This window comes from Alteromonas sp. H02, from assembly GCF_059682525.1.
In genome coordinates this window covers 2,904,313-2,922,662 of sequence record NZ_CM185021.1, presented here as the reverse complement: position 1 = coordinate 2,922,662, position 18,350 = coordinate 2,904,313, and the positions used below count along the sequence as shown (strand labels likewise).

Below are 18,350 nucleotides of genomic sequence, written 5' to 3'. Positions count from 1 at the left end.
CTGAGTAAAAACAACTATGACAACACCTATTACCTGTTTTAAAGCCTATGACATCCGTGGTGAGTTAAACACTCAGCTTAACGAAGAGGTCGCTTACCGGATTGGTTTTGCTTTTGCAGAAGAACTGGCAGCTAAGTCTGTGGTAGTGGGCGGTGATGTTCGTCTCACTTCCACACCGCTGAAGCTGGCACTGAGTGCAGGCCTTGTTGATGGTGGCGCAGAAGTCACTGATATTGGCATGGCTGGTACCGAAGAAATCTACTTCGCGACCAAACACCTTGGCGTGGATGGCGGAATCGAAGTAACCGCCAGCCACAACCCGATTAATTACAATGGAATGAAACTGGTGAAAGCCGGTTCGGTACCAATAAGTGGCGATACCGGCCTGAATGCTATTAAAGACCGCGCCGAGGCGCTCGACAATAACTATGTGGCTGAGCGTCTGGATTTTTATGCCAAAGGTGCAAAAATCGACGCGGACGCATTTTTTAATGGCAAAGCCCACATTGCTACAGACATCCTGGCAGAAAGCGGGAAATACCATCGTCACCTGAACATGGACGCGTACGTTTCGCACATTTTATCTTACGTTGATATCAATAACTTTACGCCGCTGAAAATTGTGACCAACGCTGGTAATGGCGCAGCAGGTCTGGCACTGGATGCTATTGAGAAAAAATTACACGAAAAAGACGTGCCGATTGAATTTGTTAAAGTGCATCACAATGCCGATGGTACGTTCCCGAACGGTATTCCTAATCCTTTATTACCGGAAAATCGCGCCGATACCGCTAATGCGGTAATCGAAAGTGGCGCCGACTTTGGTATTGCCTGGGATGGTGACTTCGATCGTTGTTTTCTGTTTGACGCTGACGGTAACTTTATTGAGGGCTATTACATTGTGGGTCTGCTTGCTCAGGCGTTTCTTGATAAAGGACCAAGCAAAATTATTTATGACCCACGTGTGTACTGGAACAGTGAAGACATTATTAAGTCTGCAGGTGGTACGCCGATTAAATGTAAAACGGGTCATGCGTTTATTAAAGAGCGGATGCGCCTGGAAGATGCTGTGTACGGTGGTGAAATGAGTGCTCACCATTACTTCAGGGATTTTGCCTATTGTGACTCGGGAATGATCCCCTGGTTGCTGGTGGCAGAGCTTATCTGTACCCGTCAGAAGTCGCTGGCGTCTATGGTGAAAGAGCGTATCGAAGCTTTCCCGTCGTCGGGCGAAATCAACAGCAAGCTAAAGGATGCTGATGCAGCGCTGGCTCGGGTACTTGAAAAATATCAGCCACTGGCAGAGGTAATTGATGAAACCGATGGTATTGGCCTGGAATTTGGGAACTGGCGGTTTAATCTACGTAAATCCAATACCGAACCGGTGATCCGTCTGAATGTTGAATCGAAAGGTGATATTGCATTGGTTGAAGAAAAAACCAAAGAACTGCTGGATTTGATCAGAGCGGAATAAGCCAGGCTTACTTTACTATTCAATAAAAAACACCAGCCTCGGCTGGTGTTTTTGTTTCAAGCGATCAATTAGCAGGCTCTTAGCGGCTGAAAATCATCAGAGCATGAGATAACACAACTACTGTGGTTAACTGCATACGCAGTTTGGTGTAAGCCACTACCATTTCTTTTGGCAGGGTTAGTACCTGTTTATCGTAAAACATCATTAGCAGGTAACTAATACTTAACACGCCTAGTACCCAGGGCGCGCCGGTTTGAGTTAAGCATATCCAGCCTACAATCGTTGGCAACATTGCCACGTACATCTGATGGGCTGGCTTATTACTACTAATGGCATCGTACCAGTGCACGCCACCAAAAAACGACAACAGCACGGCTGAATACTGCGTAAAGTAAAGGTAGACCAGCGATTGCGGCAGGATATCGGTAAATGTCAGCGCATTTAAACCAATAAAAGGCAGTAATCCGGCGTAACCTAATTGCTTTATGAGAGGTTGCATTGTTATTGAAATACCTTAATTATAATAAATATTTAAAATTTATTACGAAAATTTCTAATCGGTGGATTATTAAATCCGTCACATAAACCCATTACTTATTAATTTAAAATCGCGCATGCGATAAATGTTAAATAATAGTAAATATAGAGGTTAATATATTGTTAAGGGAAGATGCGAATAAGTCCCCGATGTGAGATCATAGCTGCATAGTAAATCACAGCCATTACCGCCCATGAGCCAACAGTTAACTTTTGCCGATAGTGAGTTTTCCAGCAAGCGCCGTCAGACCCGTAAAGAGATTTTCCTATCCCGGATGGACAACTTGTTGCCGTGGACTCAACTGCTGGAAGTAATTGAACCCTTTTATCCTAAAGCAGGCAATGGCAGACGTCCGTATGCGCTTGAGACCATGTTTCGCATTCACTGTATGCAGCAATGGTATAGCCTTGGTGATGAGGCAATGGAAGATGCGTTATATGAAATTGCTTCGATGCGCCAGTTTGCGCAACTGTCATTGGATAAAGCCATTCCAGACCGCACTACCATTATGAACTTCCGGCACTTGCTGGAAAAGCACAAGCTGACTCGCAAATTATTCAAAACGGTCAACCAATGGCTGTCGGACTGCGGTGTGATGATGACGCAGGGTACACTGGTGGATGCCACGATTATTGAAGCGCCCAGCTCCACTAAAAATAAAAAGAATGAACGTGACCCGGAGATGCATCAGACCAAGAAAGGCAATGAATGGCACTTCGGCATGAAAGCCCATATTGGTGTGGATGCCAAGAGTGGTCTGACTCATACGCTGGTGACCACCGCCGCCAACGAACATGACCTGAACCAGTTGCACAACCTGTTGCACGGCGAAGAAGAATTCGCTTCCGGCGATGCTGGTTATCAAGGCGCAGAAAAACGCGAAGAGCTGAAAGATACAAATGTGGAATGGCTGATTGCCGAACGCCCCGGAAAAGTCCGGGCGCTGAAAAAGCATCCTCGCAAAAACAAAACGGCCATTAACATCGAATACTTAAAAGCCAGCATCCGGGCGAAAGTAGAGCATCCGTTTCGGATCATCAAATGTCAGTTTGGCTTTATCAAAGCACGCTATAAAGGACTGATGAAAAATGACTCGCAGTTAGCCATGCTATTCACCTTGGCGAACCTGTTTAAAGTAGACCAAATGTTACGACGACAGCCAAGATCTGTCTGAAATCCGGGAATAACCCGGAATAAGGCCGAAATCAGGCCTAAAAAGGTAGTATATTGGCCTAAATTGAGAATTTAGCGTTCAAAAATTAGGCGGCGAATGCAAAGGCTGGTTCAAGAACTAAATTGCAGGACTTATTCGCAGTTTCCTAAGCTACTTATTAGTAATAAAAAAGGCCCGCAATGCGAGCCTTTATTTTTTAACAATTAAATTAAACGTTATTTAATTGGCGTATATTTACGCTGGTTGTGACCGGTGTATAACTGGCGAGGACGGCCGATCTTTTGTGCAGGATCAGACATCATTTCGTGCCAGTGTGAAATCCAGCCAACAGTACGTGACAGGGCAAAAATACAGGTAAACATGTTTGTTGGGATACCGATTGCCTTCAGTACGATACCAGAGTAGAAATCTACGTTCGGGAACAGTTTCTTCTCGGCGAAGTACGGGTCTTCAAGAGCAATACGTTCCAGCTCCATTGCTACGTCTAGCAGCGGATCCTGAACATTCAGCTCTTTCAGTACTTCGTGACAGCTTTCGCGCATTACTGTAGCGCGTGGGTCGTGGTTTTTGTATACACGGTGACCAAAGCCCATCAGACGGAACGGATCGTTCTTATCTTTCGCACGATTAATGAACTCAGGAATGCGGTCTACTGAACCAATTTCTTCCAGCATATTCAGACAAGCTTCGTTAGCACCACCGTGTGCAGGGCCCCACAGTGAAGCAACACCTGCAGCGATACAGGCATAGGGGTTAGCACCGGAAGAACCCGCTAAACGCACGGTAGAGGTTGATGCATTTTGCTCGTGGTCGGCGTGCAGGGTAAAGATGCGGTCCATAGCGCGTTCTACCGCCGGGCTGATTTTGTAATCTTCAGCCGGAACAGAGAACATCATATTCAGGAAGTTAGCCGCGTAGCTCAGGTCGTTACGAGGATAAACAAATGGCTGACCGATGTTGTACTTATAACACATCGCTACCAGGGTAGGCATCTTCGCAATCAGACGGTGTGCACAACGTACACGCATGTCAAAATTAGAAACGTCCAGGTCGCTGTGGTAGAACGAGGACATCGCACCAACAGTACCGTTCAGCATCGCCATAGGGTGGGCGTCATTACGGAAGCCATGGAAGAACATGTGAATCTGCTCATGTACCATGGTGTGGCGCTTGATGGTGTTTTCGAATTCTTCGTATTCTTCTTTATTCGGTGCATCACCGTGCAGCAGCATGTGACAAACTTCCAGATAGTTGGCATCACGAGCCAGTTCGTCGATTGGGAAGCCGCGGTGTAATAATACACCTTCTGCGCCGTCGATAAATGTGATGGAAGACTCGCAAGATCCAGTCGCCAGGAAACCAGGGTCGTAAGTGAAATAGCCGTGTTTGCCAAGGGCACGAATATCAATCACATCTTGGCCTGCTGTACCAGACAAGATAGGAAGTTCAATTTCCTTGTCGCCCGCTTTCAGAATGGCTTTTTGATCTGCCATAAGTTGCTCTCCTCAGAATTTTCTTTATCGGGATGTTACTCAATTTTGAGCAATCCGGTGGGAAAAGTGGCGTATTTGTACTTTATTATGCAGTAACAAGTCAATTTTATTACTTATATTCCACATAAATATTCTAGATTGTTATCGATTATACTGGTTATGTAGTACCCGGGATCAAGCATTTTTATCCTTTCTACGACCTAAGACTAATGTCCTAATACCACACAAAAAATTGTAATTATAATAGGTCGTGGATATACTCTGGCCTACTTAAATTAACTGAATATTTATTCTGTTAACTAAGTAATAAAATATTCACAAAATGTTAACACCTCATTGGATGAGAAAATTAACTTAGTAACAATCAGAATCACTCTGTCAGGACTCAACACGAGAGTGGTTTGTCCCTACGGATAAAACAGGCAAAAATTGTGAAAAAGCAAAGACCAGTAAATTTAGACCTTAACACCATTAAATTTCCTCCCTCTGCTATTTCGTCAATTCTCCATCGCGTAACCGGTGTCGCAATGTTTTTTGCGCTGCTGTTTGTGATCTGGGCATGGGCCGTTTCGGTATCATCTCCAGAAGGCTTCGCCAACGTGCAGGCTTTAATGGATGGATTGATTGGAAAGATCATTGCAATCGGTACAGCTTCTGCGCTGACCTATCACATCCTTGGCGGTATCCGTCACGGCATAATGGATATGGGTCACTGGGAAGAGCTTGAGTCAGGTAACTTAAGTGCGCAAGTTGTTATTGGTTTGTGGGTGGTACTGACAGTAGTTATAGGGGTTGCGTTATGGTAACTAATCAGGCAAGCATCAAGCGTAATGGTGTACAGGATTACGTTTCTTTACGCGCAACTGCGGTAATTATCGCAGTCTACACATTCTTCATGGCTGGATTCTTTATCACGACTGAAGAAGTTACTTTCGACGTATGGCAGGGCTTGTTCTCTGGTATTGCGATGAAAGTATTTACCCTCGCTGCATTGGTTTCCATCATGATCCATGTTCGCATTGGTCTGTGGCAGGTGTTAACCGATTATGTTAAGCCAACCGGTCTGCGCGCTACCATTCAGTATGTTCTGAATATTATCGCGTTTGTATACGTTGCCGCTGGTTTGTTTGTTTTGTGGGGAGTGTAAAATGAGTTTACCCGTTCATGAGTTTGACGCCGTCGTAATTGGCGCCGGCGGTGCAGGCATGCGCGCAGCACTGCAAATCTCGCAGTCTGGCAAATCCTGTGCATTACTATCAAAAGTGTTTCCAACCCGTTCGCACACAGTATCCGCTCAGGGTGGTATTACTGTAGCGCTGGGTAATTCCCATGAAGATAACTGGGAATGGCACATGTACGATACCGTTAAAGGTTCCGATTATATCGGTGACCAGGACGCTATCGAATATATGTGTAAAACCGGACCTGAAGCCATTATCGAAATGGAAAATATGGGTCTGCCTTTCTCTCGTTTCGAGAACGGAAAAATCTATCAGCGTCCATTTGGTGGCCAGTCTAAGAACTTTGGTGGCGAGCAGGGCGCACGTACCGCAGCAGCGGCTGACCGTACTGGTCACGCGTTACTGCATTTGCTGTATCAACAAAACGTTAAAAACAAAACTAAAGTATTCAGCGAATGGTACGCACTGGATCTGGTTAAGAACCAGGATGGCGATGTAGTTGGTTGTACGGCTATCGACATCGAAACCGGTGAAGTGGTTTATTTCAAATCTAAAGCGGTTGTTCTGGCAACGGGTGGTGCAGGGCGTATTTACGCATCGACCACTAACGCACACATCAACACTGGTGACGGCGTGGGCATGGCCCTGCGTGCCGGCGTTTGCGTACAGGACATGGAAATGTGGCAGTTCCACCCAACCGGTATCGCCGGCGCGGGAACCCTGGTAACAGAAGGGTGTCGTGGTGAAGGTGGTTACCTGCTGAATAAAGACGGCGAGCGTTTCATGGAGCGTTATGCACCGAATGCTAAAGACTTAGCCGGCCGTGACGTAGTTGCCCGTTCAATGATGACCGAGATCCGTGAAGGTCGTGGTTGTGAAGGCCCATGGGGTACGCACATCAAACTTAAACTGGACCACCTGGGTAAAGACGTTCTTGAATCACGTCTGCCGGGTATTCTTGAACTGTCTCGTACCTTTGCGCACGTTGATCCGGTTAAAGAACCGATTCCGGTTATTCCAACCTGTCACTATATGATGGGCGGTATTCCGACTAACGTTGATGGTCAGTGTCTGACGCTGGACGAAAACGGTAACGACAAAGTCGTTAACGGTCTGTTTGCCTGTGGTGAGATTGCCTGTGTATCTGTACACGGTGCGAACCGTTTAGGCGGTAACTCACTGCTTGACCTGGTAGTGTTTGGTCGTGCTACAGGTTTACATCTGGGTGACAAGCTGGACGAAATGACCCCAAGCCGCGAGGCTTCAGAGTCTGATCTGGAAGGTGCAATGGCGCGTTTCAATCGTTGGGAAGGTTCAGAAAAAGGCAAAGGCGAAGATCCGGTACAAATCAAGAAAGATTTGCAGGAATGTATGCAGCTTAACTTCTCGGTATTCCGTGAAGGTGATGCAATGGCCGAAGGTCTCAAGCAACTTAAAGAGATCCGTGAGCGTCTGCAAAGCGCACGTCTTGATGACAAGAGTGCCGACTTCAATACCCAGCGTATTGAGTGTTTAGAACTCGATAATCTGATGGAAACTGCTTACAGCACTGCTGTGGCAGCAAACTTCCGCACAGAAAGCCGTGGTGCACACAGCCGCTTTGACTATCCGGATCGTGATGACGAGAACTGGTTGTGTCACAGTGTTTACAACCCGGCGACTGAAGATATGGTTAAACGTGATGTCAATATGGCGCCTAAGCTTCGCGAAGCCTTCCCGCCAAAAGTACGTTCATACTAAGAGGGGTTAGATCATGCAATTAACTTTTTCGGTATACCGTTATAATCCTGAGGTGGATAATGCACCTCGCATGCAGGATTACACCCTGGACGTGGAAGAAGGCCAGGATATGATGGTGCTGGATGCACTGATTCTTTTAAAAGAACAGGATCCAACATTATCGTTCCGTCGCTCTTGTCGTGAAGGGGTTTGTGGTTCTGACGGCATGAACATGAACGGCAAAAATGGCCTGGCGTGTATCACTCCGTTGTCAGCACTGGGCTCAGGTAAAGTGGTTATTCGTCCGCTGCCTGGTCTGCCGGTAGTGCGTGACCTGGTGGTCGATATGACCCAGTTCTACACTCAGTACGAGAAGATTAAACCGTTCTTAATTAACGACAGCAAACAGCCGCCGGCAAGAGAGCATCTGCAGTCTCCTGAAGAGCGTGCTAAACTGGATGGACTCTATGAGTGTATACTGTGTGCATGTTGTTCAACATCTTGTCCATCATTCTGGTGGAATCCGGATAAGTTCATCGGACCAGCCGGCTTGTTGCACGCCTATCGATTCCTGATTGATAGCCGCGATACAGCAACAGACGAGCGACTGAACGATCTGGATGATGCTTTCAGCGTGTTCAGATGTCACGGTATCATGAACTGTGTAAGTGTATGTCCTAAGGGACTCAACCCTACAAAAGCAATTGGACAGATTAAGTCCATGCTTTTACAACGGGCTGTTTAGCAATTAACTTGATTACTGCTTCAGTAACAAGTGAGTAATGCATAAATGGCCATCCTTATGGGGTGGCTATTTTTTTGTAAATGTGGTCGGGTAAGACATCTGACCTGATAGTTTTATTGACAACCTAGCAAGGCACAATAATGCAAGAAAGCGTGATGAAAGCGTGGTGGGACTCATCGCACATGGCTGGAGCCAATGCTGCCTATGTGGAAGCATTGTACGAAGCCTACCTTGACGACCCGCAGAGTGTCTCTGATTCCTGGCGTGAAACCTTTGACGCTTTACCCAAAGTGGATGGGGTGGAATTAGAAAGTAACCATAGCCTTATCAAAGACCAGTTCCGCAAACTGGCGTCTCTGGGACCACTGGCCCGTTGTAGCAGTGGCTCTGCTACCACAGCGAGCAGTAATCAGTCTGACCAGAAACAGGTTAAGGTGTTGCAGTTAATTAACGCCTATCGATTCCGTGGGCACCAGCATGCCAACCTCGATCCGCTGGGATTGTGGAAACAGGAACGGGTCAGAGACCTGGAGTTGTCGCATCACAATCTATCCGAGACGGATTTTGATACGGTTTTCAACGTTGGTTCTTACGCCATCGGTAAGGAAACCATGCCATTAGGTGAACTGTTTAAATCATTAAACAGAACCTATTGCAGCTCCATTGGTGCAGAATATATGCACATTACCGATACCGAGCAAAAGCGCTGGTTACAACAACGTATTGAATCAGTCGAAGCGCGTCCTGAATTAGACCGCGATTCGAAAATTGATATCCTCAAAGGCCTGGTTGCCGCTGACGGTATGGAAAAGTACCTGGGCTCGAAATTCCCGGGCGCTAAGCGTTTCTCACTGGAAGGTGGCGATGCGCTGATCCCGATGCTGAAAGGGCTGATTAAAGAGGCCGGTTCGCAAGGTACTAAAGAAGTGGTTGTGGGCATGGCTCACCGTGGTCGCCTTAACGTGCTGGTTAACGTACTGGGTAAAAACCCGTCAGTACTGTTTGATGAATTTGGCGGCAAGCACGACGAGTCGTTGGGCGCTGGTGACGTAAAATACCACGCCGGTTACTCTTCAGACTTCGCTACGCCGGGCGGTAACGTTCACCTGGCGCTGGCTTTTAACCCGTCACACCTTGAAATTGTTAACCCGGTGGTTATGGGCTCAGTACGTGCCCGTCTTGACCGTCGCGAAAACAGCGCCCTCAAGGTACTGCCTGTCACTATTCACGGTGACTCGGCCATTGCCGGTCAGGGTGTGGTTCAGGAAACCTTCAACATGTCGCAAACCCGCGGGTTTGCAGTAGGTGGTACGGTTCGAATCGTTATCAACAACCAGGTTGGTTTCACTACCTCGAAAATTGAAGATACCCGTTCTACCCAGTACTGTACTGACATCGCTAAAATGGTTCAGGCGCCGATTCTGCACGTGAATGCAGATGATCCTGAAGCTGTATTATTTGTTACCAAGCTGGCGCTTGATTTCCGTAACAAATTTAAGCGCGACGTAGTGATTGATCTGGTTTGTTATCGTCGTCACGGCCATAACGAGTCGGATGAGCCGAATGCTACACAGCCGGTGATGTATCAGAAGATTAAGAAGCATCCGGTACCACGTGAGCTTTATGCCGAACAGCTGATTGCCGAAGGTGTACTGGGCAAACAGGATGCCGATAAACTTATCGAAGACTATCGGGCTGCTATGGACCATGGCGCCTGCGTGGTTGAAGAATGGCGGCCAATGACCGAGCACAGTGTTGACTGGCACCCGTATCTCGGCCATGACTGGGATACGCCGTACGATGGCAGCATTAGTCTGGATGAACTTAAGTCACTGGGTGATCGCCTGGTGTCGTTCCCGGAAGACGTAAAATTACAGTCACGGGTGAATAAGGTTTATAACGACCGTAAAGCCATGATTGCCGGTGAGCGTAACCTCGACTGGGGTATGGCCGAACTGCTGGCTTACGCATCCATTGTTAAGGGTGGCACCAGTATCCGTCTGACCGGTCAGGATTCAGGCCGTGGTACATTCTTCCATCGCCATGCGGTTTTACATAACCAGGCTGATGCCTCAACGTACATGCCACTTCAGCATATCAGCGAAGATCAGGAAGCTATCGAGATTTATGACTCGGTTCTGTCTGAAGAAGCGGTTATGGCATTTGAATACGGTTACGCCACAGCTGAGCCAACTTGTCTGACTATCTGGGAAGCGCAGTTTGGTGACTTTGCCAACGGTGCCCAGGTGGTATTCGACCAGTTCTTAAGTTCAGGTGAAGCCAAATGGGGTCGTTTATGCGGTCTGACAGTGCTGTTACCACATGGTTACGAAGGTCAGGGCCCGGAGCACAGCTCAGCACGTCTTGAGCGTTTCCTGCAACTGTGTGCCGATCACAACTGGCAGGTTTGTGTGCCTTCAACCCCAGCTCAGGTGTTCAACATGATCCGCCGTCAGGTGATTCGCCCAATGCGTAAGCCATTGATTGTGATGTCACCTAAGTCACTGCTGCGTCATCCCATGGCGGTTTCTTCACTGGAAGAACTGTCTGAAGGCGTATTCCACAACGTGATTGGCGAAGTGGATGAACTGCCTGCTAAAGATGTAAAACGTGTGGTGATGTGTTCTGGTAAGGTTTACTACGACCTGCTTGATCAACGCCGTAAGAATGAACAAACCGATGTCGCCATTATTCGTCTGGAACAGTTATACCCGTTCCCGCAGGAAGAATGCGCGAAGATTGTGGCTGAATACAGCCATGTTAAAGATTGGGTTTGGTGTCAGGAAGAGCCACAAAACCAGGGTGCCTGGTATTGTAGCCAACATCACTTCTGGCAGGTAATCCCAGATGGTGCCAAGTTAACATATGCGGGACGGGCGGCATCAGCGTCGCCAGCCGTAGGTTATTTATCCGTTCACAACCAGCAACAAAAAGCCCTGGTTGAAGACGCTCTCACGATAAAATAAGGAACAGAGATGACAATTGAGATAAAAGTTCCGGTTCTACCCGAGTCAGTTGCCGACGCCACGATTGCAACCTGGCACGTAAAAGCCGGGGACAGTGTAAAACGCGACCAGAACCTGGTAGACATTGAGACGGACAAGGTGGTACTGGAAGTTGTTGCCCCTGCAGATGGTGTTATCGGTGAGATTATCGATGAAGAAGGTGCAACCGTACTTGGTGAACAAGTGATTGCTAAACTGGAAGAGGGCGGTGCTGCACCGGCCAAATCTGAAAGCAAATCAGAAAACAAAGCCGACGCTGAGCCTGCCAAAGAAGAAGCTCCAGCAGCGCCAGAAGCAAGCGGTGAAACCGTTGACATCAAAGTACCTGTGCTGCCTGAGTCAGTGGCTGATGCAACCATTGCTACCTGGCACGTTGCGCCAGGCGAAAAAGTAAGCCGCGACCAGAATCTGGTTGATATCGAAACCGATAAGGTAGTATTGGAAGTGGTGGCGCCGGCTGACGGCTCTATCGCCGAAGTACTGGCAGAGGAAGGCACCACGGTAACTGCCGAGGAAGTGATTGCTAAATTCACCGAAGGTGCAGGTTCATCTGCGCCAGCCGCTGCTGCCAGCGAAGAAAGCAGTGACGACAGTGACAGTGATGCGCTCAGTCCGTCGGTACGTCGCCTGTTAGCAGAAAAAGGCGTTGACCCGGCAAAAGTAAAAGGTTCAGGCAAGAACGGCCGCATCACCAAAGAAGATGTTGAGCAGTACCTGAAGTCTGACAGCAAGCCGGCTCCGGCCAGCCCTGCGTCAGAAGAAGCACCTGCAGCGCCTGCTGGTGAGCGTAGTGAAAAACGTGTTCCAATGACACGCCTGCGTAAAACCATTGCTAACCGTCTGCTGGAAGCGAAAAACTCTACCGCAATGTTAACCACGTTTAACGAAGTTAACATGAAGCCTATCATGGACCTGCGCAAGCAGTATCAGGAAGGCTTTGAGAAGCGTCACGGCATCCGTTTAGGCTTCATGTCTTTCTACGTAAAAGCAGTTACCGAAGCGCTTAAGCGTTTCCCTGAAGTTAATGCTTCACTGGACGGTGATGATATTGTTTATCACAACTACTTTGATATTTCTATCGCAGTGTCTACACCGCGTGGTCTGGTTACCCCGGTACTGAAAGACTCAGATACTCTGGGTATGGCCGGTATCGAAAAAGGTATCAAGGAACTGGCTATTAAAGGCCGTGATGGCAAACTGTCTATGGCAGAGCTGCAAGGTGGTAACTTCACCATCACCAACGGTGGTGTGTTTGGTTCACTGATGTCTACGCCAATCATTAACCCGCCACAAAGCGCTATCCTGGGTATGCATAAGATCCAGGATCGTCCAATGGCGGTTAATGGCAAAGTTGAAATTTTACCAATGATGTATCTTGCGTTGTCTTATGACCACCGGATCATCGATGGCAAAGAATCGGTCGGCTTCCTGGTCACCGTTAAAGAAATGCTGGAAGATCCAACACGTCTGCTTCTGGATGTGTAAGACTTTTGTAGCATAACTATATGTGAAGATGATACTCATGTATCATCTTCACATGCTGGTATTTGGGGACGGATACCAGTTGGGAATTAGTCGAGCCAGATATTGGCTTTCGTTTAAATAATAATCGGAAAGAAACACCATGAATTTGCATGAATACCAAGGTAAGCAGCTATTCAAAGAATACGGCTTACCTGTTTCTGAAGGATACGCATCAGATACCCCTCAAGGTGCAGTAGAAGCTGCTGACCGTATTGGCGGTAACGAATGGGTTGTTAAGTGTCAGGTCCACGCTGGTGGCCGTGGTAAAGCCGGCGGTGTTAAGCTGGTAAAAACCAAAGACGAAATTCGCGCTTTTGCTGAAAAGTGGTTAGGCAAAAACCTGGTGACATTTCAGACTGACGAGAACGGTCAGCCTGTAAGCAAGATCTTAGTAGAGTCTTGCACTGATATCGCAAACGAATTGTATTTAGGTGCTGTGGTTGACCGTGGCACACGTCGCGTAGTTTTCATGGCGTCTACTGAAGGCGGTGTTGAAATTGAAACCGTTGCAGAAGAAACCCCGGAAAAAATCCTGAAAGCTGAAATCGACCCAATCGTTGGTCCTCAGCCTTATCAGGCGCGTGAAATGGCATTTAAACTGGGTCTGCAAGGCGTACAGGTCAAGCAATTCGTACAGATCTTCTTAGGTCTGGCGAAAATGTTTGAAGACCTGGACCTGGCGTTAATCGAAATTAACCCGCTGGTAATCAAAGCAGACGGCAACCTGCACTGTCTGGACGCTAAACTGGGCGTAGACAGCAACGCAATGTACCGTCAGCCTAAGCTGAAGGACATGAAAGATCCTTCACAGGAAGATGCTCGTGAAGCACACGCTGCTCAGTGGGAACTGAACTACGTAGCACTGGACGGTAACGTTGGCTGTATGGTTAACGGTGCGGGTCTGGCCATGGGTACCATGGACATCGTAAACCTGCACGGCGGTAGCCCGGCTAACTTCCTCGATGTTGGTGGCGGCGCGACGAAAGAGCGTGTTGCTGAAGCATTCAAAATCATTCTGTCTGACGACAACGTGAAAGCCGTTCTGGTTAACATCTTCGGCGGTATCGTACGTTGTGACATGATCGCAGAAGGTATCATTGGCGCAGTTAAAGAAGTGGGCGTTGAAGTTCCGGTTGTTGTACGTCTTGAAGGTACCAACGCAGAGCTTGGCCGTGAAGTGCTGGGTAACTCTGGATTGGATATCATCGCTGCAGAATCATTAACTGATGCAGCAGAAAAAGTTGTTGCAGCTGCGGAGGGCAAATAATGTCAGTTTTGATCGGTAAAGATACTAAAGTTATCTGTCAGGGTTTCACTGGCGGTCAGGGGACTTTCCACTCTGAACAAGCGCTTGCTTACGGTACGCAAATGGTTGGCGGTGTAACGCCAGGTAAAGGCGGCACTGAGCACTTGGGCCTGCCAGTATTTAACACAGTCCGTGAAGCCGTTGAAGCAACTGGCGCCACAGCTTCTGTTATTTATGTACCAGCACCTTTCTGTAAAGACTCAATCGTTGAAGCAGTGGATGCCGGCATCGAATTAGTGGTTTGTATCACTGAAGGTATTCCTACGCTGGATATGCTTTACGTTAAAGAATACGTAAACTCTAAAGGCGCACGCATGATTGGTCCAAACTGTCCGGGTGTTATCACTCCGGGTGAGTGTAAGATTGGTATCATGCCTGGTCACATCCACAAGCCTGGTAAAGTCGGTATTGTTTCACGCTCTGGTACACTGACGTACGAAGCGGTAAAACAAACTACTGACGAAGGTTTCGGTCAGTCTACCTGTGTTGGTATTGGTGGTGATCCAATCCCGGGTTCTAACTTCATCGATATCCTGAAGTTGTTCCAGGACGATCCACAAACCGAAGCAATTGTTATGATCGGTGAGATCGGTGGTACTGCAGAAGAAGAAGCGGCTGCGTTTATCAAAGAAAACGTCACCAAGCCGGTTGTTTCTTACATTGCTGGTGTTACTGCACCTCCAGGTAAACGTATGGGTCACGCTGGTGCGATTATCGCTGGCGGTAAAGGGACTGCAGACGAAAAATTTGCAGCGCTGGAAGCAGCAGGCGTTAAAACTGTTCGCTCACTGGCCGACATCGGTAAAGCGCTACGCGAACAAACTGGTTGGTAATTACCACTGGTTTGGCGCCAATGCGTTAACAATTTATTGTTTGATAAAAGCCCGCTTTATGCGGGCTTTTTTATTATTTATCAAAAAGGTAGGTGATTTAAGACGCCCTTAGGGATCTCCTCTTTTATTACTATAAATCGAATGTGAAAAATTTGTAAAAATAGTTAACTGAATACGTATGCATGACATTTTCAGTTTTTCACCTAGCAATTAGTATGAAATTCGGTAATCAAACCGGCGAAATGTTGCACAGCATTTCTCAACATAACTAATAATGGGGAAAACATGAAAACGTTCAAACCCAGTGCTATCACTCTGGCACTATTAACCAGTGGGTTGGTTTTCACTAGTTATCCGCTTTTGGCGCAAGACTCAGCGCAAAACAGTGACCAGGGAAAACAGGAAGAAGCTATAGAGCGCATTGAGGTGCGCGGTTTTAGCAGCAGTCTTATTCAGTCACTCAACCAAAAGCGTTTTGGTGATACCGTTTCAGAACAACTCTCAGCCGACGACCTGGGCGGTTTGCCCGACGTCAGTATGGCCGATGCACTAACCCGCTTACCGGGGATATCCGCGGTACGAACCGGTGGTCAGGCTGCGGAAATCAATATTCGGGGCTTATCCGGAGACTTTGTCTTCTCGACACTGAACGGCCGGGAACAGGTATCTACCAGTGGCAGTCGATCAATCGAATTTGATCAGTACCCGTCTGAATTGATCAATTCAGCAGCCGTGTATAAATCCCCCAAAGCATCGCTGATTGAGGGCGGGGTGGCTGGTACGGTTGAGTTACAAACCGCAAGTGCATTAGCTAAGGATGACAAACATACTTTTAATGCCAACGTGCGCGGTATGTTTAACGACCGGGCCAACGAAGTGGCCGACGCTGAAGAGTTTGGCCATCGCCTGAGCTTTTCCTATCAGGGCAAGTTCCTGGATGACACCCTGGGTGTTTCCCTTGGTTACGCCAGGTTATATCAACCCAGTGTTTCTACGCAGTTTATCGGCTTTGCCTACAATGCCGAAGTTGATGTCGATGGCCTGGCCGGTGATGAGGAGAATTATAACCCGAATTCAGATGTGCCCCGGGAAGATCAATGCCTGGAATGTGAACTCATTTCCGAAGGCTTTGAAATGCAGCACAAGGGTGGTGAAGAAACCCGAAACGGCTATGTCGCGGCGATCGAATGGGCACCACTGGATAACTTCACCTTAAAAGCTGATGCCTTCGTATCCAAATTTGATTCAGAAGCCTTTGCCCGCGGTTTCCGGGTAAAACTCGGTGGTGTTAATACCGAAATTTACAATCCGGTGGTGGTGAATAACAGTGTTGTTGGCGGCACTTTTGTGCGTTCCGATAGCAGTGAAACCCGTATCGAACTGGTTAATGACGATAATCAGGATTTCGATAAAGTAGAAAGCTACGGTATCAATGCTGACTGGCAGATCACCGATAATTTCGCCGCACAGTTTGATATTGCATTATCAAAAGCTAACAGTAATTTCCGCAATGGCTTGTTGTGGTCACTGGTTGGCGATGATGCCACCGCCGCTAGTCCGCGTTTTGATGAAAATATACAGATTTCGTATCTGCTCAATGGTATGGACTTACCGGACTTACAGTTCAATCAGGCCGATGCTTTTAACGATCTGGACCGGGTTATGGTCAGTAAGTATGGCATTTATCCCTATGTTAACAGTGATGAACTGGATGCCTACCGGGCTGATTTCCAGTATTTTATTGATACCGACTTCATATCATCAATCGAGTTTGGTGGCCGCTACTCAGATCGCACCTACAGTAACGATCGCTCGGTGTTTGAATATGGTAACGACCAGGCATTTTCCTCGAGTCAGCCGCCGCTGCGTCTGACCGATGATTTAGCCGAAGTGGTAAATTGGCAGGGCGACTTTGCTTACTTTCCCAATTACCTTTCCATTGATTTGGGCAAAGCGCTTCAAGCCTGGTTCCCATCCGGGATACCGCAACCAGCCCAAACCTGGGGAGCAGGAGACCCGGGTGTAATTAATGGCCCTGACGATGCCACTGTGTCTACCGCATGGTCGGTCCTGGAAAGTGGAGACGTGTTTGAAACCGTCTCAGCTGCTTACCTGATGGCCAATATCGATACTGAAATCGGCGGGTTACCGATTACCGGTAATATCGGCGTTCGCTATGTAAAATCAAAACAGAGCTCTACCACACTGCAAAGAGCAACCATGTTTGTGGAGGATCCGGAGACCGGGCAGGATGTAGAGGTCAGCGATCCCACTGCCGGGGCACAAAATATTGTCGATGAGCTTGGCTATATCAATAATTTCTATCGCCCGGCCATACTCACCTACGAGTACACCGATGTCCTGCCGTCGATTAACTTAAATTTCCAGCTTACTGATAACTCGCAACTTCGTGTTGCTGCTGCGCGGGTAATGGGTCGGGCTCCGATCAATCGTTTTGCAGCCAATGCGTCCACCAATGTTGAGCTAATCAGTGCTACGCAGAACCGCGACTCCGGTGAGATTACCTTATCCAATCAGCAGGCGCGCATTTCGGGGTCATCGAATAACAGCCCTTATCTGGATCCGTTTTACGCTACTCAGTATGACATTTCCTATGAGCACTACTTTGATGATAGTGACGGCGCGATTGTCGTTGCAGGGTTTTATAAGAACATTGAGTCGTTTATCGAAAACATCGCCATCGAACCCTATGACTTTGAAGGTAACGGCTTTGTAGTGCCGGATTCAGTTACTGTACCGGTGTTTTACGAAGCCGATTATCCGGGTCAGGCGCCTGAGCCGGTTGTAGATAATACCGGAGCGCCGGTTACCGTTACGGTGCCTACCACTGATGGTCGCTATGAAACCGCTATTAATAATGCCCGCGGCGGTTACATTCGCGGTATAGAGCTGGCTTATACCCAGATATACAGTGACTTACCGGGTATGTGGTCGGGACTGGGCGTTAATGCCAGCTATTCGTATACCGAAAGTGAGATACAGCGCACCGTCGGCAATGGCGTGTTTGCCAGCCAGCTACCGGGCTTGTCAGAAAACGTTGCCACTATGACCTTGTTCTGGGAATACGAAGGGTTTGAAACCCGGGTGTCTGGCCGCTACCGCGACGCGTTTGTTTCCAAGCAGGTCGCGGTCAACGATCAGACCGTCAATTTTGATTCCGAGTTAGTGGTGGACTATCAGGCATCATATGAAATCAACGACAACATAAGTGTGTTGTTCCAGATAAATAACCTGACCGATGAACCCACCAAAAGCTATTTCACCTCGCCTGAACAAACAGGAACCATTCAGTTTTTCGGAACCCAATACTTCCTGGGGATGACTTACTCGCTATGAA

General features: G+C 47.8%; 13 protein-coding genes. 11 read left to right on the top strand and 2 right to left on the bottom strand.

Going from position 1 to position 18,350, the window contains the following annotated elements:
• The first annotated feature begins 16 nt into the window (after positions 1-16).
• Positions 17-1,474 carry a phosphohexomutase domain-containing protein gene (locus AC566Q_RS13515; RefSeq protein WP_105936857.1) on the top strand — a complete coding sequence of 486 codons (1,458 nt, stop codon included), beginning with the start codon at positions 17-19 and terminating at the stop codon, positions 1,472-1,474.
• Between the two features lie 79 nt (positions 1,475-1,553).
• Here the strand turns inward: AC566Q_RS13515 and AC566Q_RS13510 are convergent, their stop codons facing one another.
• A complete protein-coding gene (locus tag AC566Q_RS13510) occupies positions 1,554-1,973 on the bottom strand; it encodes a DUF3429 domain-containing protein (protein WP_105934123.1) in 420 nt (139 codons plus the stop codon).
• Positions 1,974-2,205: 232 nt separating this feature from the next.
• Here AC566Q_RS13510 and AC566Q_RS13505 point away from each other — a divergent pair, with 232 nt between their 5' ends.
• Positions 2,206-3,186, top strand: a complete 981-nt coding sequence (locus AC566Q_RS13505; RefSeq protein ID WP_499606862.1) for an IS5 family transposase — start codon at positions 2,206-2,208, stop codon at positions 3,184-3,186.
• Between the two features lie 215 nt (positions 3,187-3,401).
• Here AC566Q_RS13505 and gltA read toward each other — a convergent pair whose 3' ends face one another.
• Positions 3,402-4,679: a citrate synthase gene (gene gltA / locus AC566Q_RS13500; protein ID WP_105934122.1), complete on the bottom strand. Its 1,278-nt coding sequence runs from the start codon at positions 4,677-4,679 to the stop codon at positions 3,402-3,404.
• 431 nt (positions 4,680-5,110) lie between these two features.
• Between gltA and sdhC the strand changes: the two genes are divergently transcribed.
• From sdhC to AC566Q_RS13455, 9 genes are all read left to right on the top strand, one after another.
• Positions 5,111-5,485, top strand: a complete 375-nt coding sequence (gene sdhC / locus AC566Q_RS13495; protein WP_105934121.1) for a succinate dehydrogenase, cytochrome b556 subunit — start codon at positions 5,111-5,113, stop codon at positions 5,483-5,485.
• Positions 5,479-5,826: a succinate dehydrogenase, hydrophobic membrane anchor protein gene (gene sdhD / locus AC566Q_RS13490; RefSeq protein ID WP_105934120.1), complete on the top strand. Its 348-nt coding sequence runs from the start codon at positions 5,479-5,481 to the stop codon at positions 5,824-5,826. The genes sdhC and sdhD overlap by 7 nt, the downstream gene beginning before the upstream one ends.
• A 1-nt stretch (position 5,827) precedes the next feature.
• Positions 5,828-7,600, top strand: coding sequence for a succinate dehydrogenase flavoprotein subunit (gene sdhA, locus AC566Q_RS13485; protein WP_105934119.1), 1,773 nt, complete (start codon positions 5,828-5,830; stop codon positions 7,598-7,600).
• A 13-nt stretch (positions 7,601-7,613) separates the two neighbouring features.
• The gene (locus AC566Q_RS13480; protein ID WP_105934118.1) at positions 7,614-8,324 is read left to right on the top strand and encodes a succinate dehydrogenase iron-sulfur subunit; all 711 of its coding nucleotides are present in this window, start codon (positions 7,614-7,616) and stop codon (positions 8,322-8,324) included.
• Positions 8,325-8,464: 140 nt separating this feature from the next.
• On the top strand, positions 8,465-11,290 hold the full coding sequence (locus tag AC566Q_RS13475) for a 2-oxoglutarate dehydrogenase E1 component (protein WP_105934117.1): 2,826 nt from the start codon (positions 8,465-8,467) through the stop codon (positions 11,288-11,290).
• 9 nt (positions 11,291-11,299) lie between these two features.
• Positions 11,300-12,814, top strand: a complete 1,515-nt coding sequence (odhB, locus tag AC566Q_RS13470) for a 2-oxoglutarate dehydrogenase complex dihydrolipoyllysine-residue succinyltransferase (RefSeq protein ID WP_105934116.1) — start codon at positions 11,300-11,302, stop codon at positions 12,812-12,814.
• Between the two features lie 139 nt (positions 12,815-12,953).
• Positions 12,954-14,120, top strand: coding sequence for an ADP-forming succinate--CoA ligase subunit beta (gene sucC / locus AC566Q_RS13465; protein WP_279321180.1), 1,167 nt, complete (start codon positions 12,954-12,956; stop codon positions 14,118-14,120).
• Complete coding sequence (sucD, locus tag AC566Q_RS13460; RefSeq protein ID WP_499607006.1) at positions 14,120-14,992, top strand: succinate--CoA ligase subunit alpha; 873 nt, start codon at positions 14,120-14,122, stop codon at positions 14,990-14,992. Before sucC ends, sucD begins: the two co-directional genes overlap by 1 nt.
• Before the next feature lie 285 nt (positions 14,993-15,277).
• Complete coding sequence (locus AC566Q_RS13455) at positions 15,278-18,349, top strand: TonB-dependent receptor (RefSeq protein ID WP_499607004.1); 3,072 nt, start codon at positions 15,278-15,280, stop codon at positions 18,347-18,349.
• The last annotated feature ends 1 nt before the right edge of the window (position 18,350 follow it).

Bases quoted from the DNA above. Each gene is read 5' to 3' on its own strand.
- AC566Q_RS13475 (WP_105934117.1), top strand. From the start codon at position 8,465: ATGCAAGAAAGCGTGATGAAAGCGTGGTGGGACTCATCGCACATGGCT.
- gltA (WP_105934122.1), bottom strand. From the start codon at position 4,679: ATGGCAGATCAAAAAGCCATTCTGAAAGCGGGCGACAAGGAAATTGAA.
- odhB (WP_105934116.1), top strand. From the start codon at position 11,300: ATGACAATTGAGATAAAAGTTCCGGTTCTACCCGAGTCAGTTGCCGAC.
- sdhA (WP_105934119.1), top strand. From the start codon at position 5,828: ATGAGTTTACCCGTTCATGAGTTTGACGCCGTCGTAATTGGCGCCGGC.
- AC566Q_RS13480 (WP_105934118.1), top strand. From the start codon at position 7,614: ATGCAATTAACTTTTTCGGTATACCGTTATAATCCTGAGGTGGATAAT.
- AC566Q_RS13505 (WP_499606862.1), top strand. From the start codon at position 2,206: ATGAGCCAACAGTTAACTTTTGCCGATAGTGAGTTTTCCAGCAAGCGC.
- sucD (WP_499607006.1), top strand. From the start codon at position 14,120: ATGTCAGTTTTGATCGGTAAAGATACTAAAGTTATCTGTCAGGGTTTC.
- sucC (WP_279321180.1), top strand. From the start codon at position 12,954: ATGAATTTGCATGAATACCAAGGTAAGCAGCTATTCAAAGAATACGGC.
- sdhD (WP_105934120.1), top strand. From the start codon at position 5,479: ATGGTAACTAATCAGGCAAGCATCAAGCGTAATGGTGTACAGGATTAC.
- AC566Q_RS13510 (WP_105934123.1), bottom strand. From the start codon at position 1,973: ATGCAACCTCTCATAAAGCAATTAGGTTACGCCGGATTACTGCCTTTT.
- AC566Q_RS13515 (WP_105936857.1), top strand. From the start codon at position 17: ATGACAACACCTATTACCTGTTTTAAAGCCTATGACATCCGTGGTGAG.
- AC566Q_RS13455 (WP_499607004.1), top strand. From the start codon at position 15,278: ATGAAAACGTTCAAACCCAGTGCTATCACTCTGGCACTATTAACCAGT.